The 18,265-nt window shown below is 69.4% G+C and carries 16 protein-coding genes and 1 pseudogene; 4 read left to right on the forward strand and 13 right to left on the reverse strand.

Going from position 1 to position 18,265, the window contains the following annotated elements:
• Positions 1 to 101: 101 nt before the first annotated feature.
• A complete protein-coding gene (locus tag ACFTWF_RS07045) occupies positions 102 to 1,382 on the forward strand; it encodes a DUF5933 domain-containing protein (RefSeq protein ID WP_378460534.1) in 1,281 nt (426 codons plus the stop codon).
• Here the strand turns inward: ACFTWF_RS07045 and mnhG are convergent.
• From mnhG to ACFTWF_RS07075, 6 genes are read right to left on the reverse strand one after another with little or no spacing between them, the layout of a single operon-like run.
• Positions 1,351 to 1,689 carry a monovalent cation/H(+) antiporter subunit G gene (gene mnhG / locus ACFTWF_RS07050; protein ID WP_378460535.1) on the reverse strand — a complete coding sequence of 113 codons (339 nt, stop codon included), beginning with the start codon at positions 1,687 to 1,689 and terminating at the stop codon, positions 1,351 to 1,353. The two genes, ACFTWF_RS07045 and mnhG, sit on opposite strands and share 32 nt — an antisense overlap.
• Complete coding sequence (locus ACFTWF_RS07055; protein ID WP_005251754.1) at positions 1,686 to 1,946, reverse strand: monovalent cation/H+ antiporter complex subunit F; 261 nt, start codon at positions 1,944 to 1,946, stop codon at positions 1,686 to 1,688. Before ACFTWF_RS07055 ends, mnhG begins: the two co-directional genes overlap by 4 nt.
• Entirely contained in the window at positions 1,943 to 2,515 is a 573-nt protein-coding gene (locus tag ACFTWF_RS07060) for a Na+/H+ antiporter subunit E (RefSeq protein ID WP_378460536.1), read from the reverse strand. Before ACFTWF_RS07060 ends, ACFTWF_RS07055 begins: the two co-directional genes overlap by 4 nt.
• Positions 2,512 to 4,134: a Na+/H+ antiporter subunit D gene (locus ACFTWF_RS07065; RefSeq protein ID WP_378460537.1), complete on the reverse strand. Its 1,623-nt coding sequence runs from the start codon at positions 4,132 to 4,134 to the stop codon at positions 2,512 to 2,514. The genes ACFTWF_RS07060 and ACFTWF_RS07065 overlap by 4 nt, the downstream gene beginning before the upstream one ends.
• Positions 4,131 to 4,700: a Na(+)/H(+) antiporter subunit C gene (locus ACFTWF_RS07070; protein WP_378460538.1), complete on the reverse strand. Its 570-nt coding sequence runs from the start codon at positions 4,698 to 4,700 to the stop codon at positions 4,131 to 4,133. Before ACFTWF_RS07070 ends, ACFTWF_RS07065 begins: the two co-directional genes overlap by 4 nt.
• Positions 4,697 to 7,525, reverse strand: coding sequence for a Na+/H+ antiporter subunit A (locus tag ACFTWF_RS07075; RefSeq protein ID WP_378460539.1), 2,829 nt, complete (start codon positions 7,523 to 7,525; stop codon positions 4,697 to 4,699). Before ACFTWF_RS07075 ends, ACFTWF_RS07070 begins: the two co-directional genes overlap by 4 nt.
• A gap of 159 nt (positions 7,526 to 7,684) precedes the next feature.
• On the opposite strand from ACFTWF_RS07075, the gene ACFTWF_RS07080 reads away from it, so the two are divergent.
• Positions 7,685 to 8,137, forward strand: a complete 453-nt coding sequence (locus ACFTWF_RS07080; RefSeq protein WP_378460540.1) for an NUDIX domain-containing protein — start codon at positions 7,685 to 7,687, stop codon at positions 8,135 to 8,137.
• Here ACFTWF_RS07080 and ACFTWF_RS07085 read toward each other — a convergent pair.
• Positions 8,134 to 9,468 (reverse strand): hypothetical protein, encoded by a 1,335-nt coding sequence (locus ACFTWF_RS07085; protein ID WP_378460541.1) that lies wholly within the window; start codon positions 9,466 to 9,468, stop codon positions 8,134 to 8,136. The two genes, ACFTWF_RS07080 and ACFTWF_RS07085, sit on opposite strands and share 4 nt — an antisense overlap.
• Before the next feature lie 112 nt (positions 9,469 to 9,580).
• Here ACFTWF_RS07085 and ACFTWF_RS07090 point away from each other — a divergent pair, with 112 nt between their 5' ends.
• Complete coding sequence (locus ACFTWF_RS07090) at positions 9,581 to 10,333, forward strand: isocitrate lyase/phosphoenolpyruvate mutase family protein (protein WP_378460542.1); 753 nt, start codon at positions 9,581 to 9,583, stop codon at positions 10,331 to 10,333.
• A gap of 39 nt (positions 10,334 to 10,372) precedes the next feature.
• Here ACFTWF_RS07090 and ACFTWF_RS07095 read toward each other — a convergent pair whose 3' ends face one another.
• From ACFTWF_RS07095 to ACFTWF_RS07120, 6 genes and pseudogenes are all read right to left on the reverse strand, one after another.
• Positions 10,373 to 12,559, reverse strand: coding sequence for an AAA family ATPase (locus tag ACFTWF_RS07095; protein ID WP_378460543.1), 2,187 nt, complete (start codon positions 12,557 to 12,559; stop codon positions 10,373 to 10,375).
• A 27-nt stretch (positions 12,560 to 12,586) separates the two neighbouring features.
• Entirely contained in the window at positions 12,587 to 13,450 is an 864-nt protein-coding gene (pssA, locus tag ACFTWF_RS07100) for a CDP-diacylglycerol--serine O-phosphatidyltransferase (protein WP_378460544.1), read from the reverse strand.
• Complete coding sequence (locus ACFTWF_RS07105; RefSeq protein ID WP_378460545.1) at positions 13,447 to 14,160, reverse strand: phosphatidylserine decarboxylase; 714 nt, start codon at positions 14,158 to 14,160, stop codon at positions 13,447 to 13,449. Before ACFTWF_RS07105 ends, pssA begins: the two co-directional genes overlap by 4 nt.
• Positions 14,161 to 14,224: 64 nt before the next feature.
• Positions 14,225 to 15,262 (reverse strand): MerR family transcriptional regulator, encoded by a 1,038-nt coding sequence (locus tag ACFTWF_RS07110; RefSeq protein ID WP_378460546.1) that lies wholly within the window; start codon positions 15,260 to 15,262, stop codon positions 14,225 to 14,227.
• A pseudogene (locus ACFTWF_RS07115) lies at positions 15,240 to 15,747 on the reverse strand (hypothetical protein); the annotation flags it as partial. The pseudogene ACFTWF_RS07115 and the gene ACFTWF_RS07110, both read right to left, overlap by 23 nt.
• A gap of 34 nt (positions 15,748 to 15,781) precedes the next feature.
• A complete protein-coding gene (locus ACFTWF_RS07120) occupies positions 15,782 to 16,240 on the reverse strand; it encodes an SRPBCC family protein (RefSeq protein ID WP_378460547.1) in 459 nt (152 codons plus the stop codon).
• Positions 16,241 to 16,714: 474 nt separating this feature from the next.
• Between ACFTWF_RS07120 and hutH the strand changes: the two genes are divergently transcribed.
• Entirely contained in the window at positions 16,715 to 18,262 is a 1,548-nt protein-coding gene (gene hutH, locus ACFTWF_RS07125) for a histidine ammonia-lyase (protein ID WP_378460548.1), read from the forward strand.
• Positions 18,263 to 18,265 lie beyond the last annotated feature (3 nt).

Raw genomic sequence — 18,265 nt, forward strand, 5'->3', positions numbered from 1 at the left:
GACACTCGTCCACTTCCCGTTCACGTGTTGTTTACACTTGGCGGGTGTCGATCGACGATGTTGCCGTTGTACGGCCGGGTGGGTCCGTCGATCGTTCCCGCATGTTCGTCGCCGGCGGGGCGCTCGGTGTGGCGATCCTGCTGGTGGTGGTCCAGTGCGTGGCGTCCACGCAGGGATTCCAAGGCCCTCTCGAAAGCCTGTTCCACGACTACGTTCTGACGCCCAAGTCGGCGTCCGTTCCCTGGGCGGGACTCGCGCTCGCGATGGTCGGGCTGACCAACCGGCAACGCGTCGTCGCCCTGTCCGCGGCAGCGGGCATCGATGTGGCGATCGCCGCGGTCCGCTACCTGTCGGGTGGCCCGCTGACCGTCGGGAACGGCGCGACGTGGGTCCTCACGGCGGTGGGCGTCTACGCGGCGGTCCGGTGGACCGGCGAGCAGCGGCGCAGCGCCCTCAAGGGGGTCGGTCTCGGCGCCCTGCTGATCCTGGCCACGAAGTTCGGCGACGCCTGGCTGCAGGTCACCATCATGGCCGGGCCGATGGTTCTCGACGACTTCGCCCAACTCGCCGATCACGCGCTGGGAAGCCCGTCGTGGCACATGGGCCAGTTCGTCGACGCACTCGGTCCGGTCGGTTACGGCATCCTGCACTGGGTCTACATCGAACTGCCGGTCGCGGCCATCGCGGTGGCCGTCTACCAACTGCGGAACGGCTGGCCGTCGCACTATCTGGTGCGCACATTCCTGGTGATCGGGCTGATCGGTCCCGTCTTCTACGTGCTCTTCCCGGTGGTCGGTCCGATCTTCGCGTTCGGCACCGAGGGGCAGGGTTTCCAGGTCAGCGACTACTGGCCCAACCTCGTTCCGGCGCCCGACTTCGCCCCCGAACCGAGACCCTTCGATTCGACGACCCCACGCAACTGCATGCCGAGCCTGCACACGGCGTGGGCCCTGGCACTGTTCATCCACTCCCGGCACGGCGCTTGGTGGCTGCGCCTCGGCGGCACGTTCTGGCTGGTGTGCACGCTGACCGCGACCCTCGGATTCGGCTACCACTACGGGGTCGACCTGGTCGCCGGCGCCGTCCTGTGCCTGACCATCGAATCGGCTCTGCGCGACCCCGAACGGGGATGGGGCTGGTTCCGGGTCCGCCTCGTCGGAGGCGGCGCGCTCGCGCTGGCCACACTGCTGCTCAGCTACCGCTACCTCGCGGTTCCCATGGGCCGATTCCCGGAACTGTCCGGACCACTGGTGCTCGGTGCGCTCGCCGCGATGGGCCTCGCGTTCTATGCCACGTTCTTCGCCGCACCCGACAGCGCACTCGCCCGCTGGGGCACCGGCAAGGCCGTCGTCACGGACGCTCTGGCGGCTCCAACTCGTTGATCATCAACAGCCCGTCCTGGTCACGCTGCTCGCGGTAGGCCACCCGGCCCACGCTGTGCGCGATGACCGGCGCGGTGAACAGGGTGAAGATGCCGACGAGGATCAGCATCCAGATGTCGACGTTGCCGCGCAGTTCGAGAACGGCGCCGGCGAGCACCATGATCAGCCCGACCACCTGCGGTTTGGTGGCGGCGTGCATCCGGCGCAGGGTGTCCGGGAAGCGGACGATGGCGATGGCGGCCGTCAGGGCCAGCAGTGAGCCGCAGAGCATGAGCGTGGCCCCGACGACGTTCAGAACGGTGCTCACGACTTGTCACTCACCCGGAATCGGGCCACCGATACGGAACCGATGAAGCCCACCAGCGACAACGCGACGATGGCGGGCACGATCGTCGTGTCGCCGGTGTACGCGGCCCACACGGCGAGCCCGCACATCGCGAGGGCGATCAGGGTGTCGAGGGCGACGAGACGGTCCAGCGAGTTGGGGCCGTCGAGCAGCCGAAATGTCGTGAGGACTCCGGCGACGACGAGGATGATCCCGGAGATTACCGAGACGACTGTCATGAGCTGCCCTCCTGAGCGGGGTCGTCGTACTGCTGGTCGCGGTTGTGCCAGGGGCTGGGTTTCCAGTCGGAATCGCGCTCGAACGCCGCGATGAACAACCGTTCCAGCTGTGCGACCGTGCGGTAGAACTGGCTGACCGCCTTCTTCGAGCCCATGTCCAGCACGTGGACGTAGACGATCCGCCGCACCTGGTCGATCTCGAGGACCATGGTGCCCGGAATGAGATTCAGGACGTCGATGCACAGGGTCAGCACCAGGTCGGACTTGATTCCCAGCTGATAGCGCAGAACGCCGGTGACGGGCGGCGGACCTGGCCGGAGCGCGAGCCACGCGATCTGCAGGCTCGACTGGAGCGAGTAGTACACGAACATCACGGCGAGTCGCAGAAGCGGGAGAACGTGCACCCGGCCTTCGACGGGAACCCGCGGCAGCGGCATGAGCACCATGATGACAGCGCCGACGGCGAGACCGCCGAGGATGTTGCCCCAGCTGACGTTGCCCCACAGCAGGATCCACACCGCCATCAGCCACAGCAGCGCGCCGAGCTGAAGAAGTCTCTCGCGTTTCATCGCGGCGCCTCCTGCGCTTCGCCGCCGGGGTGACCGCCGAGGACGGCGTCGATGTAGATCGACCGATTCTGCAGATCGCTCGCCGCGCGATCACTGATCTGGATGATCTGGCCGGCGAACACCGTCATCGCCAGGCCCACCGCGACGAGCGCGACGGTCGGAATCAGCATCATCGCGGGCATGCGGCCCACGTCGGCGCGTTCGTCGAACGCGATGTCGGCCTCGGACTCGTCGAGCAGTGCCGACGGGCTGACGTCCGCGAGGTCGCCCTCGGGGGCGTCGGCACGGGCCCGCCAGAACGCCTTGGTCCACACGCGGGCGACGACGTACAGGGTGAGGAGGCTGGTGAGGGTGCCGCCGGCGACGAGGATCCAGGCCAGCACACTGGCGTCCGCCGAACCGGCCTGCAGCAGCGCGACCTTGCCGATGAACCCGGAGAACGGGGGAATACCACCGAGATTGAGCGCCGGCACGAGGAACACGATGGCGAGGACGGGGCTGGCCGCGGCGAGCCCGCCGAGGCGACGCAGCGACGACGACCCGGCCTGACGTTCGATCAGACCGACCACCAGGAACAGTGTGGTCTGCACCAGGATGTGGTGGGCCACGTAGTAAATGGCGCCGGACAGTCCCGACTGCGTCGACAGGGCGACACCGAACACCATGTACCCGATGTGACTGACCAGGGTGAAGGACAGCAGACGCTTGATGTCGCTCTGCGCGATCGCGCCGAGGATGCCGACGAGCATCGTCAGGAGACCGCACACCATCAGCACGTTGTCGAGTTCACCCTCCGGGAAGAGCAGCGTGTGCGCCCGGATGATCGCGTACACACCCACCTTGGTGAGCAGGCCGGCGAACACGGCGGTGACCGGTGCCGGCGCGGTGGGATAGGAGTCGGGCAGCCAGGTGGACAGCGGGAACACCGCGGCCTTGATGCCGAACGCCACGAGCAGCACACCGAAGATGGCGGTCCGGGTCCCGGACGGGATGCCGTCGAGGCGGGTAGCCATGTCGGCGAGGTTGAGAGTGCCGGTCGCCGCGTAGGCGAACGCGATGCCCGCCAGGAAGATCAGCGACGACACCATCGACACCATCACGTACGACACACCCGCACGGACGCGGTCGGCGCTCGCGCCCAGTGTCAGCAGCACGAAGCTGGCGGCGAGGAGCACCTCGAAGCCGACGTACAGATTGAACAGGTCGCCCGCCAGGAAGGCGTTGGAGATGCCCGCCGTCAGTGCCAGATACGTCGGCAGGAAGATCGAGACGGGCTGGTCCTCACTGCCGTCCCGGATGCCCTGACCGACGGCGTACGCCATGACGGCGAGCAGCACGATCGACGAGACCACCAGCATCATCGCGGACAGCCGGTCGACCACCAGCGTGATGCCGATGGGGGAATCCCAGCCCCCCACCTGAACGGCCGTCGTCCCGTCGCGGTCGGCCAGGAACAACAGCAGTCCCGATACGACCAGGACGCCGATCAGCGCGACGAGTGTGATGATCCGCTGGGCGCGCGGACGCCGGCCCAGCACCAGAGTGGCGGCGGCGGCGAGCATCGGGACCAGGACGGGCAGCGGCGCGAGGGCCGTGATGATGTGCGGGGAAATGGTCACGACCGCTCCCCGATCCCTGCCCTGTCCGAGTCTTCGTCGTCGTCGAAGTCACCGTCGTGCAGGTCTTCGTAGCACTCGAGGTCCTCGAGGTTCTTCAGCTCGTCCAGGGGAATGGGGTTTCCGTCCTTGTCGAATGCGTCGCCGCTGAAACTCGGCTCGCCGGTGACCGGGTCGTCGGAGCGGTCGCGGTCGGGGGCCTCGGCGGGGGACCGGCGCCGCAGGACCTTCGTGTCCTCGGGGTCGTTCTCGACGGCGTCCTGGGTGGTGATCTTGAACGACCGGTACGCGAGCGCGAGCACGAAGCCGGCGATGCCCATCGTGATGACGATCGCCGTCAGGATCATCGCCTGAGCCAGCGGGTCGGCCATCGACTCGTGAATGGACCCGCGGCCCACGATGGGCGGATTGCCGTCCGGCCCACCGGACGTGAGGATGAGCAGGTTGATGCCGTTGCCGAACAGCAGCAGCCCGAGCAGCATGCGGGTGATGCTGCGCTCGATGAGCAGGTAGACGCCGGCCGACACCAGGACGCCGATGATGACGAGAAATCCGAGGTTCGCGCTCATCGCTGGTTCACCTCCACCTGTGCGTCGAGACGCGCCCCGAGACTGCGGAGAACGTCGAGTACGAGACCGACCACGATGAGATACACACCCAGGTCGAAGAACAGGGCGGTGACCATCTTGACGTCACCGAACACCGGCAGCGTCACCTCGAAGACCGCGGAGGACAGCGCGGGGGCGCCGAGGAACAGCGACGTCAGCGCGGTGCCCGCGGCGAGCGTGAGCCCGAGGCCGAGGATCTTGCCCGCGTCGATCGGGACGGTCTCGCCGAGCTCGTACCGCCCGCCCGCGAGGTAACGCAGCACGAGGGCGAGCCCGGCGGTGAGGCCGCCTGCGAATCCGCCGCCCGGTGCGTTGTGCCCGGCGAAGAAGAAGTACACCGACAACACCATGATCGTCGGGAAGATCAGCCGGGTCGTCACCTCGAGCACGAGTGAGCGGTGTTTCGGATCGATGAGGTCGCCGCCGAGCAGCCACGTGGTCTCGGAATGCGAGGACTCGGTGGTGACCGCCGGTGCGTCGGACACCCGGGGGGCGCTGCCGAAGCGACGGTTGCGGAACACCAGGCTCGCGACACCCGTGGCGGCGACGAGCAGGACCGAGATCTCGCCGAGTGTGTCCCAGGCGCGGATGTCCACGAGCAGCACGTTGACGACGTTCTTGCCGTTGCCGAGGTAGTACGCGGCGTCCGGGAGGCGCTCGTAGATCGGCACCGAGTTGCGCGCGTTGATGGCGTACGCGCCGATCGTGGTGATGGTGGCTCCGACCGCGACGGCCAGAAGCGCCCGCGGGATCTTGAACCCGATCGCGCGGCGCTCGTCGACCTCGGCGGGCAGCTTGCGGAACACGAGGACGAAGATGACCAGTGTCAGCGTCTCCACCAGGAACTGGGTCAGCGCGAGGTCGGGGGCGCCGTGCAGGGCGAACAGCACACCGCAGCCGTAACCGCTGAGACCGACGAGGATCACGCTGGCCAGCCGGTTCCGCATCACGGTCGCGGCGAGCGCCGCCGCGACCATCATCAAGCCGATCACGAACTGCACCGGCGAATCCCACAGCCGGACCTCGGCGCGGGTGTTGGTGCCGACGACGAGCAGCACCAGCGGCACCACCACGAGGGTGCCGAGGATGGTGGCCTGCGTCAGCGGCAGCGAACCTCGCTGGGTGGCGCCCGTCAGCCGCATCGACAGGGCGTCCATGCCGCGCAGGGTCGCGTCGTAGATGCGGTCGGCGTTGCCGAGGGGAGGATGCTCGAACCGCAGCCGGTTGACCCAGCGCTGCGCGACGAAAAGCGTGGTGCCGACCGCGAACACCAGCAGCGTGAGCACCAGCGCGGTGTTGACCCCGTGCCACAGGGCGAGGTGGTAGTCGGAGGCGCTCGTCGCGGGCAACGTGCGCGAGTACGGCGTCAGCAGCTTCTCCAGCTGCGGCGACGCGAGTCCCGCGGCCAGGCTCAGAATCGACAGGACGGCGGGCGCGGCGAGGAACAGCGGTCCGGGTGCGTGCATGGTCTGCACGGCCGGGCTCGGCCGCGCGAGACGCTTGCGGCCGAACGCGCCCCACATGAAGCGCACGCTGTAGGCGAGTGTCAGGATCGACCCGAGCACCACCACACCGACGGTGACGAGCCGTGCCGGGTCGGCGAGGACGGACGTGCTCAGCAGGGAGTCGAATGCGGCTTCCTTGCCGACGAACCCGAGGAACGGCGGGATCCCGGCCATGCTCGCCGCCGCCATCGCGGCGAACACCGTGAGCGCGGGCGCACGGTCACCGAGATGCGCGAGTTTGCGGATGTCCCGGGTGCCCGTCGTGTGGTCGATGATGCCGACCACCATGAACAGGGCGGCCTTGAACATGGCATGGGCGACGACCATCGTCATGCCGGCGAGCGCGGCGTCCCGGGTGCCGAGGCCGACGAGCACCATCATGAATCCGAGCTGGCTGACCGTGCCGAACGCCAGCACCAGTTTGAGGTCGAAGGCGCGCATCGCCCGCCACCCCGCGAGGACCATCGTCAGCAGGCCGAGGGTGATGATCGTGAACCGCCACGGCGCGGAGTCCGCGAAGCCGGGCGACAACCTGGCCACCAGGTAGATGCCGGCCTTCACCATGGCCGCGGCGTGCAGATAACCGCTGACGGGGGTCGGCGCGGCCATCGCGCCTGGAAGCCAGAAATGCAGGGGCACGATCGCGGATTTCGACAGTGCGCCGATGAGGACCAGCACGACGGCGACCCCGGCGAGCCAGCCGCGCGGTGCGACCTCGATCAGTTCGGACAGGTTGTAGGTGCCGCCGACCTGGCCGAGGATGATGATGCCGACCAGCATCGCCAGACCGCCCGCGGTGGTGACCAGCAGTGCCTGCGTCGCTGCCCGGCGGCTCGACGCGCGTTCGGCGTAATGACCGACCAGGAGGAACGACAGGACGGTCGTCAATTCCCAGAACGTGTAGAGCAGCAACATGTTGTCGCTGGCGACGAGGCCGAACATGGCGCCGGCGAACGCCACCATCTCGGCCGCGAAGATGCCCAGCCGGGGTTCGTCGTCGGAGAAGTAACGCGCGCAATAGACCAGGATCAGGGTGCCGATGCCCAGCACCAGCACGGACATGATCGCGGCGAGCGGATCGAACCAGAAGTCGAGGTTCATCGACAGGCCCGGAACCCACTCGATGGAGACCGTCTGGACGGTGCCCCACTTCGCGATCACCCAGCCGAGCGACGCCAGGGGGACGAGAGCGAGGGGGTAGAAACCGTTGCGGCCGAACTTGCGCACCACAAGCGGAGCCAGAACGGCGGCAACGGCATGGGCGAGCAGAACAGCAAGCAAAAGGCACTCCGTCGGGGGTCAGCGGGCGGCGGGGTGTCGGAACGAAACGAACCGAGTCGTGCAGACCGTTCGCTTCGCTAGCGAACTGGGCTACACGTACATCCTACTGGGTCGGTTATTCGGACTCACAATCACGGCAAATCGGACTAAAGGGGCGGAATGTGTTATGGGCGGCCGCCCCGGCTCATCTATGTTGTGACCGTGCCCGCCCAGATCCGAACCGCCGCCCTCGCCCACATCCGCGACCGGAAACTCCTCCAGACCCGGTCGGTCGGGAAGACCGCGTTCTACATGGCGGGCGGCAAGATCGATCCGGGCGAGAACGCCGAACAGGCACTGCACCGCGAGATCCGCGAAGAACTCGACGCCGGGATCGTCGACGGGACGCTCGAGCACCTGGGGGTGTTCGAGGCGCCCGCATACGGGCATCCCGAGGGCACCGACCTGCACATGACCTGCTTTCTCGCCGAACTCGGCAGCGAGCCCCGGCCGACGAGCGAGATCGCCGAACTGCGGTACTTCACCGTGGACGAGTACGCGGCGATGCCCGACGTCGCGCCCGGCTCGATGCTCGTGTTCCGCCGGCTGCAGTCGCTCGGCCTCCTCGACTAGCCGCCGTCCGCAGTCGGGTGCCGCGCACGCACCGAGTAGACGCAGAACGCGACGACGAGCAGCATCGCGGCACCGGCGAGATGGTCGGACGCGACAGTCGACGCCGGCGACGACGGCAGACGGTGTTCGGCACCCGCATAGACCACCCGGCTGCGCGGAACGGTCGTGGCCGCCACGAACACCAGCGACGCGAACGGCAGCGCCAGACCGAGCACCGCGATCGGAGCCGAACCCGGCAGAGCCGCGGCGAGCGCGAACCCCGTCCCGCCGCCCACCACGGCCAGCCGGATCAGGAGTGCGATGCCGTCGTTGCCGAAGTCGGGCCAGGCGGTGGCGACCAACGGGACCAGACCGGCGAGGCCGAGACCCCACCCCGGCCGTCGCCGTTTCGGCGAGACCCTGACCGCCACGGCGATCCCCGCGGCCAGTGCGACGGTCCCGACCGCGAGCAGCGCCGCCGCAGGAACCGTCACGCGCGGGGTCCTGAGGTCGTCGAGCACCAGCACGGCCGCGGCGGTGACCCCGGTGACGGCGAGCAGGAAATGTCCGTCGATGCCGGGGAATCGGTGTGCGAGCAGGTCCGTGGCCGCCACGATCACGGCGAGGGAGAACGCGACGATCAACCAGACCGTCATCGGCTCGCCGAATTCCTGATCGTCGATCCACGCCCCGAGCAACCGATTGAGCAGGGCAAGGGCCAGCGCGCCGACCAGCGCCGTCAGCAGGGTCTTCCGCTCGGGTCGTTGCACCCGGAACTGCGCGCGCGCCACGACTGCCGACGCGACGGCGAGCACGAGCACTCCCACCAGCAGCCACAGTGGGGGTTCACCGATCGCGGACGTGCTCATGCTCGCGGGCTCGACGTAGGTGGCGTCACCGCGCGGGAGTCGCTGGACGCTCGCGAGGAGGAACGCGCCCGCGACACCGAGAGTCAGGGCCAGCTGCGGAGCCCAGCGGCCCCACACCGCCGCGACCGCCGCGCCCAGCAGGAACCCGGCGGTGGCGGTCTTGGCGAAATGCAGAGCGATCAGCGTGTCGACACCGCCCGCATCGGGCACCACCGCGCGGGCACCGATCAGGACGAGCGCGCACCCGGCCCCCAGCAGCCACGACAACCGCCGCGAGCCGGAGCGTTGCAGACCCGCCACGGCGACGACACCGAGGACCAGCGCCACCACCACACCCGTCGGCTGGCTGCTGAGCCAGCGATCGATCTCGCGATCGGAGGCGTTGATCGTCCAGGCCCGGTTGCGGGGATTGGTGAGGACGAAACCGGCCAGCGCGCCGGACGTGAGAGCAGCCGCGGCCGACAGAGGTTCGCGGAAGTCCATTCGCTCACGGTACTCGAGCGGGTAGGAATGGAACCGGCGAACCTGGCGTTGGCACCGAAGGCGTGCCCGAGAACCACTCCGATCGAAACCACCCGAGGCGAGGAGCCCACCCATGACGTCGATCAACGAGAAGGCCACCACCCTGCTGGGGCTGCACCAGCCCGGCAACCCCGTCATCCTGCCCACCGTGTGGGATGCCTGGTCTGCGAATCTGGCTGTGTCCGCCGGGTTTCAGGCACTGACCGTCGGAAGCCACCCGGTCTCCGACTCGATCGGCAAGCCCGACAACGAGGGCATCACGTTCGACGAGCTGCTGTATCGCATCGCGCAGATCACCGCGGCGGTGGACCTGCCGCTGTCCGTCGACATCGAGTCGGGATACGGGCTCGAACCCGCGCGACTGATCGAGGGTCTGATCGGCGCGGGGGCGGTGGGTCTGAACATCGAGGACACCGTCCACAGCGAGGGCGGGCGTCTCCGTGAGCCGCAGGAGCACGCCGACTTCGTCGGCGGGTTGCGACAGGCCGCCGACGCCGCCGGCGTCCACGTGGTCGTGAACGCGCGCACCGACCTGTTCGTGAAGCAGGTCGGCGACGAATCCGACCGGGTCGACCGTGCGATCGCGCGGTTGAAGCTCGCCGCCGACGCCGGCGCCGACGTGCTTTACCCGGTGGGCCGGCACGACGACGCCACCCAGAAGCGGCTCACGTCGGAGTTGCCGCTGCCCGTCAACGCCATCGGACTGCCCGAGCAGGACGACCCGGCGAGCTTCGGCCCGCTCGGGGTCGCGCGCGTGAGCTTCGGCCCGTTCTTCCAGGCCGCCCTCGGCGCGCACGCGGCCACACTGCTCGGCCGCTGGTCCTGACCCGTGAGTACTTGTTAACCGCCCGCGGTTGACAAGTACTCACAGGCGCGACAGCGCATAGGCCTTCAGGTGCGCCACTTGCTCGGGATCGAGTGAGGGGCGCACCTTTTCGCGCGCCTCGGCCACGTCGGCGGCGGTGACGTCGGCGGCATCGATGTTCCGGCGCATGGCGGCCAGCGCGGCCTCCCTCAGCAGCGCCGAGCAGTCGGCGGCCGAGTAGCCGTCGAGGTCGTGAGCCAGGGCGTCGAGATCGACGTCGTCCGCGAGGGGGACCGCCTTGCCGGACGTCCGGAGGATCGCGCGGCGGGCGTCGCCGTCCGGGGGCGGCACGAACACCAGCCGCTCCAGGCGGCCGGGGCGCAGCAGTGCCGGGTCGATCAGGTCGGGCCGGTTGGTGGCGCCGACGACCACGACGTCGCGGAGCGGTTCGACGCCGTCGAGTTCGGTCAGCAGCGACGCCACCACCCGATCGGACACCCCGGAATCGGAACTCTGTCCGCGCCGCGGGGCCAGTGCGTCCACCTCGTCGAGGAAGATCAGCGACGGCGCCGAATCGCGGGCCCGCTGGAACAACTCGCGGACGGCTTTCTCGGACGCGCCCACCCACTTGTCCATCAGCTCGGCGCCCTTGACGGCGTGCACACTGAGGTGTCCCGAACTGGCCAGTGCCCGAACGAGATAGGTCTTGCCGCACCCGGGCGGACCGTAGAGCAGCACACCGCGCGGGGGATCGACGCCGAGGCGGGCGAAGGAATCCGGATGCTGCAGCGGCCACAGGACCGCCTCGGTCAGCGCCTGCTTCGTCTCCACCATGTCCCCGACGTCGTCGAGGGTGACGCTGCCGATCGCGAGTTCCTCGCTGCCCGACCTCGACAGCGGACGGATGACGTCGAGGGCGCCGAGCAGATCGTCCTGCGTCAGCGCCGGGTCGACCGGCTTCCTGGCGGCACGCGACGCGGCACGGAGCGCGGCTTCGCGGCACAGCGCGGCGAGGTCGGCGACGACGAATCCGGGTGTGCGGGCCGCGATCGCATCGAGGGTGACGCCGTCGGTGGGGACCTTCCTCAGGAGCAGCTCGAGGAATGCCCTGCGGGTGGAGCCGTCGGGCAGGGTCAGCGCGAGTTCGCGGTCGCAGAGGTCCTGCCCGCGGAGTCGGGCGTCGATCGAGTCGGGGTGCGCCGACGTCGCGACGAACGCGACCCCGACGGTGTCGACCGCGCGGCGGAGTTGTTCGACGACGAGCGCCGACACCGGTTCGGGGGTGGCAGGCAGCAGGGCGTCGATGTCGGTGATCAGGAGGACGCCACCGCCGCGGATCTCCTCCACCGCTGCCGTGACCCGATGCAACCGCGAATCGGCTTCCAGCGCTCCGGCACTCGGACCGTCGAGTTCGACGACCCGCCGGGACGCGAGCACCGCACGGGCGAGCGTCGCCTTCCCGACGCCGGCGGGCCCGGTCACCAGGACCCCCAGATGGGGTGAGGCGCCGAGTTTCCGGAGCAGTTCGGGTTCGTCGAGTGCCAGCCCCAGCCACTCGGTGAGCTTCGCCGCCTGCGTCTGCGCGCCGACGAGGTCTTCGACCGGAACCGGGGGAACGTCCTGGGCGGCCGGGACCGGCGTCGGCGCGGACAGCCGGGACTGCGGCACGGACACCGTGGGCCGCACGCCCTCACCCCAGCCGACGGCGGTGTTCGGCTGCACGCTCACCGGACCACCGGCGGGGTCGACCCCGGTCACGGTGAGCAACTCGGACGTCCAGGCGACGCCGAACGTCCGGGACAGTGCCTGCGTCGCCGGCGCGGTGCTGGTTCCGGGGCCCAGGTCTCGGGGGAGCAGCGACACGGTGTCGCCGACGGTGAGGACCTTCCCGAGCAGGGCGTGACGGAGGGTGACGTCGGAGATGGAGTTGACGGCCAGCGCGGAGCCGCTGACCGTCACCGTCCTCCCGCCGTACACCGTCACCGGTGTCACGACGACGGTGCTGTTCTCGGACAGTCCCGCGTTGGACAGCGTCACGTCGTCGAGGAGCGCAGTCCCGGTGGGGGTTCCGGCCGGTGCGCGACCGGCCACCGCGGCGGTGCGGCGCGCGCCGACCAGGGCGATCGCGTCCCATTCGCGGAGGCCGAGCGCGGCGAGGGCTTCCGGATGCAGCCGCACCACGCCGCGCCGGGTGTCGGCGGCCGAGGTGTTCAGTCGGACTGTGAGCGCGAGTTCCGGTGAGGTCACGCCGTCGAGCCTACGTGCGGGAGCGTCCTACCGGGCCCGGGGACGGCGCAGTCCGAGCCGTGCGGCCGAGCGCCTGCCGCGGGCGTCGGGCTGCCGCCGGATGGCCCGCCGCTCGGCGGGTTTGATGTCCCACGTCTCGGGCCGCGCCGCCACCCATCGCTTCGAATGGACCGCGAACGGAATGTGCACGAGGTACACCGCCACGAGCGCGATCAGCAGGATGTACGGGTAGGTGACCAGGGCCGCCGCCGCGAGCGCGACGAGGACGAGGAGACCGGCCGCCATGTGCGGGGGAACGGACACCGTCTTCAGCGCGAGGGTGGGGATGCGGCTGACGATCAGCGCGGCCGAGAGCACGGTCCAGGCCACGACGACGGGATACGACGACCACCATCCGTCGCCCCACTGCGCGGCGGCGGCCAGCGGGGCCAGCGCGACCAGCGCGCCTGCCGGTGCCGGCACGCCGGTGAAGTACTCGTTGGTGTAGCCCGGTGCGTCGTCCTCGTCGAGGAGGGTGTTGAACCGCGCGAGTCGCAGCACGATGCTCACCGCATAGATCAGCGCGATGATCCAGCCGAAACTCTGCCCGTCCAGCAGCGTGACGTAGAGGACGAGGGCCGGGGCGACGCCGAACGAGATGGAATCGGCCAGCGAATCCAGTTCGGCGCCCATCTTGCTGGTGGCGTCGAGCAGACGGGCGATGCGGCCGTCGAGCGAATCGAGCACCGCGGCGGCGCCGATCATCGCCAGTGCCGTACCCAGGTCTTCGTCGAGCGCGAACTTGACGGCGGACAGTCCCGCACACAGGGCGAGGATCGTGACCACGCTCGGCAGGAGCCGAACCGCCTGCTGAGGTCGTCCCCGCCGCTGCTGCTTCGCGTTGGCGATCACGGCAGTTGTGCGATGACGGTCTCGGCGCCGATCGTCCGCTGGCCCCGCTCGGCGAGCAACGTGGTGCCCGCCGGGAAGTAGGTGTCGACGCGGGAGCCGAACCGGATCAGGCCGTACGTGTCGCCGATCGGGAGGGTGTCGCCGACCGTGGCGTCGCAGACGATCCGGCGGGCGAGCAGCCCGGCGATCTGGACGACGGCGACATCGTGCCCCTCGGCGGTGTGCAGCAGCATGCTGTTGCGCTCGTTGACCTCGCTGGCGTCGGCGAGATCGGCGGAGAGGAACCGCCCTGCCTGGTGGACGACCTTCTTCACCTCGCCGGCCACAGGGCTGCGCTGGACGTGCACGTCGAGCACGGACAGGAAGATGCTGACCCGGGGGAGCGGCTCGCTGCCCATGTCCAGTTCGGACGGGGGAACCGCGGAGTCCACGAGTGCGACCTCACCGTCGGCGGGTGCAACCGCGACACCGACTCGGTTCGGCGGAACGCGGTGCGGGTGCCGGAAGAACGCGGCGCAGGCCGCGGCCGAGGTCAGCGCCCCGCGCCGGACCCATTTGCGCTTGCGTCCGACGAGCGCCACACCGAGTGGTGCGAGTACGAAGGGCAGCCCGGCCGGATGCAGGGGCGGAACTGCTCCGCGGACCAGGTCGACGATGTGCCCGACGCTCGTGGGTTGCGGGGTTCCGGGGGGTGTGGGCTTGCGTGCCACGGGCTCCTCTAACTGTGTCGGACGAACATGCTGCCTGCGCGCCATCGCGCAGCGCACCCACAGGTTACGTGAGCGCCACCGGCTGCAACGGCATCAGGAGAGAGTACGCACTCGCGGGGTCCGATGTGTGAACGGATCGTGGCCGGATCGCGAGGGGAGCGATGGGACCGGTCACGTCGAACGTCAGCTGCTCGCCCGGCAGCGCGTCGACGGCCTCGAGTAGAAAACCCGCGTTCACCTGCACGTGGAAGCGTGCATTCGGCGCTGCGCCGCGGCTGCCGACGACGATCTCGCCGGACTCGAGGACACCGAGATCCACCCGGTCGCCCGCGTCGGCCAGGACTGCTCGCAGCTCCGCCGAGGAGAAGCTGTGCTCGATCCCGGGATGTGCCGCCGACAGGCTGCGATGGTCGGGGAACGCGCCGTCGACGAGGCGGGTGCCGAGCTCCTCGGTGCCGCACCGGAGGGTGACGGAATCGGAGCCGACGTGCACGGCCACTTCCGCGTGGCGGTGCAGGAGCCCGGCGGCATCGTCCAGGAAGATGCACGGCACGACGGCGGAGACCGGCGTGTCCGGAGGCGCGAGCAGGGCCGCGGTACCCACCGCGAGCCGGTAGCGGTCGGTGGTGACGAGCCGCAGCACACCGTCGTCCGTCTCCATCAGGCATCCACGCAGGACCGGGTACTCCGAATCGGGGTCGGCGGCGAACCGGACCGATCCGATCGCGGCGAGGAGGCCGGCCGTGCCGACCACGAACACGTTGCCCGTCCCCCGCCGGACGTCGAGCAGGTGGTGAATTCTCGTCAGTTCGCGGCGGGCGTCGTCGAGACCCTTCTCGAGCCGGCCGAGGTGACGGTCGAGTAGACCGTGGGCGTCCGTGCCGGTCAGTACGGCCGTCATCTCCTTCACGGGCATGCCGACCCGGCGCATCGCCGCGACGAGGACGGCGGCCTCCACCTGCCGGTCGGTGTACCAGCGGTAGCCGGTGCGCGGATCCACGGCGTGCGGGGTGAGGACGCCCGCCTTGTCGTAGAACCGGAGGGCACTGACCGACAGGCCGGACGCCCGCGCGAGTTCGCCGATGCTGAGCACGCCGCTCACTCTGCCCCGGCCGTCCGACACGCGGTCGCGTCGAGGTCGGCGCGGAGCCGGGAGACGGCACCCCGGATCATCCGCCCGTATCCGTCGTCGGCGAGGGACCCGCAGTGCTCCGCTGCCCGGTCGAGATGGTGCCGTGCCTCGGCCGAATGGCCGAGTGCATGATGCGCCGCCGCGACGTTCAGGTGCAGCGACGGGAAGAACCCGGCGACGCGCAGGGAGGCATGGTGCTGCCGGGTGCGGTCGTCGGTCAGTGACTCGGCGGCGTCGAGGGCGAGCAGATCCCAGCGCAACTCCTCCGCGGGGTCCGTCTGCACGTCTGCCGCGTAATGGGCGAGCGTCACGACATGCAGCGGATCACGGTCCGTGCCGGTGGGGAGGGCGTCCCACACCTCCTCGAAGATGCGCCGGGCGCCCTCCCGGTCACCCGCGATTGCCAGTTCCTGACCCTGCGCGATCCTCGCCATCACGGCGTCCGGTGTGTTCATACCGGCAACGCTGAGGCCTCGACCAGGTTCAGGGTCAAGCTGTGCGCTCGGCCTCCGACTTGATGCGGGCGAGGGTGGTGTTCATGCCGTTCACGAGGTCGACCTCGAAGTCGTCGTTGCCGCCTAGGACGGTCTTGACCAGGAACTGCGACACCTTGGATGTTCCGGTCGGCGCTTCGCGGCGTTCGGTGACCTTGGTTCCGCCGGCCGTGGGCTCGAGTTCGTATGACCAGATGGTGCGGTTCTCGAGGATGCGGAACGCGATGGACTTGTTGGGCTGGAACTTCACGACCTTGGACGTGGTCGGCCAGACGAGGAAGCCCTTGCGGTTGATGTTGACGGTCTTCGTGCCCTCCTCGACGACGCCGCCGAGGATGCGCATCTTGCGACACTGAGGGCTCCATTCGCCCATCCGCTTCAGATCCGACACGACGGCCCACACATCTTGCGGGGTCGCGGCGATGTCGATGCTTGCTTCGAGGGTGTTTGCCATCGGCTGTCTCCAGTCAGGAATGTGGTACGAACGGTAACAATTACTTTTGCATCATCGTAGGCGTTCAGGCTAGGACGGTGTGCGGTAGGTCACTGAATGTCCCGTCCGACCCCTGTTTTCCAGCGCTTCCGCGCGCCTCACAGAAACCGTGTAACCAAAGGGGCACGATGGACGATGAGTCAATAGCGCGGCGAAAAGTCGCGGGTGCAATGGCGCAATGGAAAGTTGTCGAGTCGGTGTTCGGAAGTGATCGGTCGTGAATGTTCATTCGATCCTGCGGTGGGACCGCAGCCCTCTCCCTCTACTCGAATCAGCCCGATTGCAAGGACGTCCGTCCTCGTGGCCGAGTGAAAAACTCGAACGTCTCATGACGCCGCGCGAAATCGAGGAAGCTCTCCGCGGCCGTCTGTAGACGGAGTTGTCGCTCCCGCAATCTCGTCACCCACCCACCGGACTCGGGGGACACTGGGTGATGTGGGAACCGAAGAGTCCGTCGTCGTCGGAACCGAGGCGCTCGCCGCCGAAGACGTGATCCGGGTGGCGCGTCTCGGCGCCTCGGTCGTGATCGCAGCGGATGCGATCTCGGCGATGGCGGATTCCCGGAAGCGCATCGAGGCGCTGGCCGAGGACCCGAGGCCGGTGTACGGGGTGTCGACGGGTTTCGGGGCGCTCGCAACCCGGCACATTCCTCTGGCGCGGCGGGCGCAGTTGCAGCGCAGCCTGATCCGCTCGCATGCCGCCGGCGGTGGTCCGGAGGTGGAGCGGGAGGTGGTGCGCGCTCTGATGCTGCTACGACTGTCGACCCTGGCCACCGGCCGGACCGGGGTGCGGCCGGAGGTCGCTCAGGTGTACGCGTCGTTGTTGTCGGCGGGGATCACGCCGGTGGTGCACGAATACGGCAGCCTCGGGTGCTCGGGGGATCTGGCGCCGCTCGCGCACGTGGCGCTCGCGGTGATCGGCGAGGGCACCGTCCGGGACGCGGACGGCGAACTGCTGCCGGCCGCGGCGGCGCTGTCCGCCGCCGGGATCGCACCGGTGGTCCTCGAGGAGAAGGAGGGGCTGGCCCTGATCAACGGCACCGACGGCATGCTCGGCATGCTGGTGCTGGCGTGCCACGACCTGCACGCGCTCCTGCGGCTGGCCGATGTCACGGCGTCGATGAGCGTGGAGGGGCTGCTCGGCACCGACCGGGTGTTCGCCCCGGATCTGCAGGCGCTGCGGCCGCACCCCGGCCAGGCCCGCGCCGCCGCGAACATGGTCCGGTTGCTGGCGGGTTCGGAGATCGTGCGGAGCCACGCCAACCCGAGTTGCACCGTGGTGCAGGACGCCTACTCGCTGCGGTGCGCCCCGCAGGTCGCCGGTGCCGCGCGGGACACCCTCGTACACGCGGAGCGGGTGGCGGCGTGGGAGTTGGCGAGCGCCGTCGACAACCCGGTGATCACACTCGACGGCCGGGTGGAATCGAACGGCAACTTCCACGGGGCGCCGGTGGCCTATGTGCTGGACTTCCTGGCGATCGTGGTCGCGGACGTGGCGAGCATGAGCGAGCGCCGCACCGACCGGTTCCTCGACGTCGCCCGCAATCACGGGCTGCCGCCGTTCCTGGCGGATGATCCGGGTGTCGACAGCGGCCACATGATCGCGCAGTACACGCAGGCCGCGATCGTGTCGGAGCTGAAACGGCTCGCGGCGCCGGCGTCTGTGGATTCGATTCCGTCGTCGGCGATGCAGGAGGACCACGTGTCGATGGGGTGGTCCGCGGCCCGGAAGCTGCGCCGGGCGATCGACGGACTCACCCGGGTGCTCGCCATCGAGGCGTTGACGGCCGCTCGGGCGCTCGACCTGCGGGCCCCGCTCGCACCGTCGGCGGCGACGGGGGCGGTGCGGGATGCGATCCGCGAGCACGTCGCCGGACCGGGAACCGACCGTCACCTCGCACCGGAGATCGAGGCCGTCGTCACCCTCGCCGCCTCGGGCGCCCTGGTCTCGGCCGCCGAGGCAGTCGTCGGGCCGCTCGACTGACCG

Source organism: Rhodococcus sp. NPDC056960 (assembly GCF_042674125.1).
Classification (GTDB): domain Bacteria; phylum Actinomycetota; class Actinomycetes; order Mycobacteriales; family Mycobacteriaceae; genus Rhodococcus_F.

What these genes read in the sequence shown, in the direction of transcription:
- ACFTWF_RS07045 (WP_378460534.1), top strand. Translation starts at nt 102, where the DNA reads ATGTTCGTCGCCGGCGGGGCGCTCGGTGTGGCGATCCTGCTGGTGGTG.
- ACFTWF_RS07055 (WP_005251754.1), bottom strand. Translation starts at nt 1,946, where the DNA reads ATGACAGTCGTCTCGGTAATCTCCGGGATCATCCTCGTCGTCGCCGGA.
- ACFTWF_RS07060 (WP_378460536.1), bottom strand. Translation starts at nt 2,515, where the DNA reads ATGAAACGCGAGAGACTTCTTCAGCTCGGCGCGCTGCTGTGGCTGATG.
- ACFTWF_RS07070 (WP_378460538.1), bottom strand. Translation starts at nt 4,700, where the DNA reads ATGAGCGCGAACCTCGGATTTCTCGTCATCATCGGCGTCCTGGTGTCG.
- ACFTWF_RS07080 (WP_378460540.1), top strand. Translation starts at nt 7,685, where the DNA reads ATGTGTTATGGGCGGCCGCCCCGGCTCATCTATGTTGTGACCGTGCCC.
- ACFTWF_RS07085 (WP_378460541.1), bottom strand. Translation starts at nt 9,468, where the DNA reads ATGGACTTCCGCGAACCTCTGTCGGCCGCGGCTGCTCTCACGTCCGGC.
- ACFTWF_RS07090 (WP_378460542.1), top strand. Translation starts at nt 9,581, where the DNA reads ATGACGTCGATCAACGAGAAGGCCACCACCCTGCTGGGGCTGCACCAG.
- ACFTWF_RS07120 (WP_378460547.1), bottom strand. Translation starts at nt 16,240, where the DNA reads ATGGCAAACACCCTCGAAGCAAGCATCGACATCGCCGCGACCCCGCAA.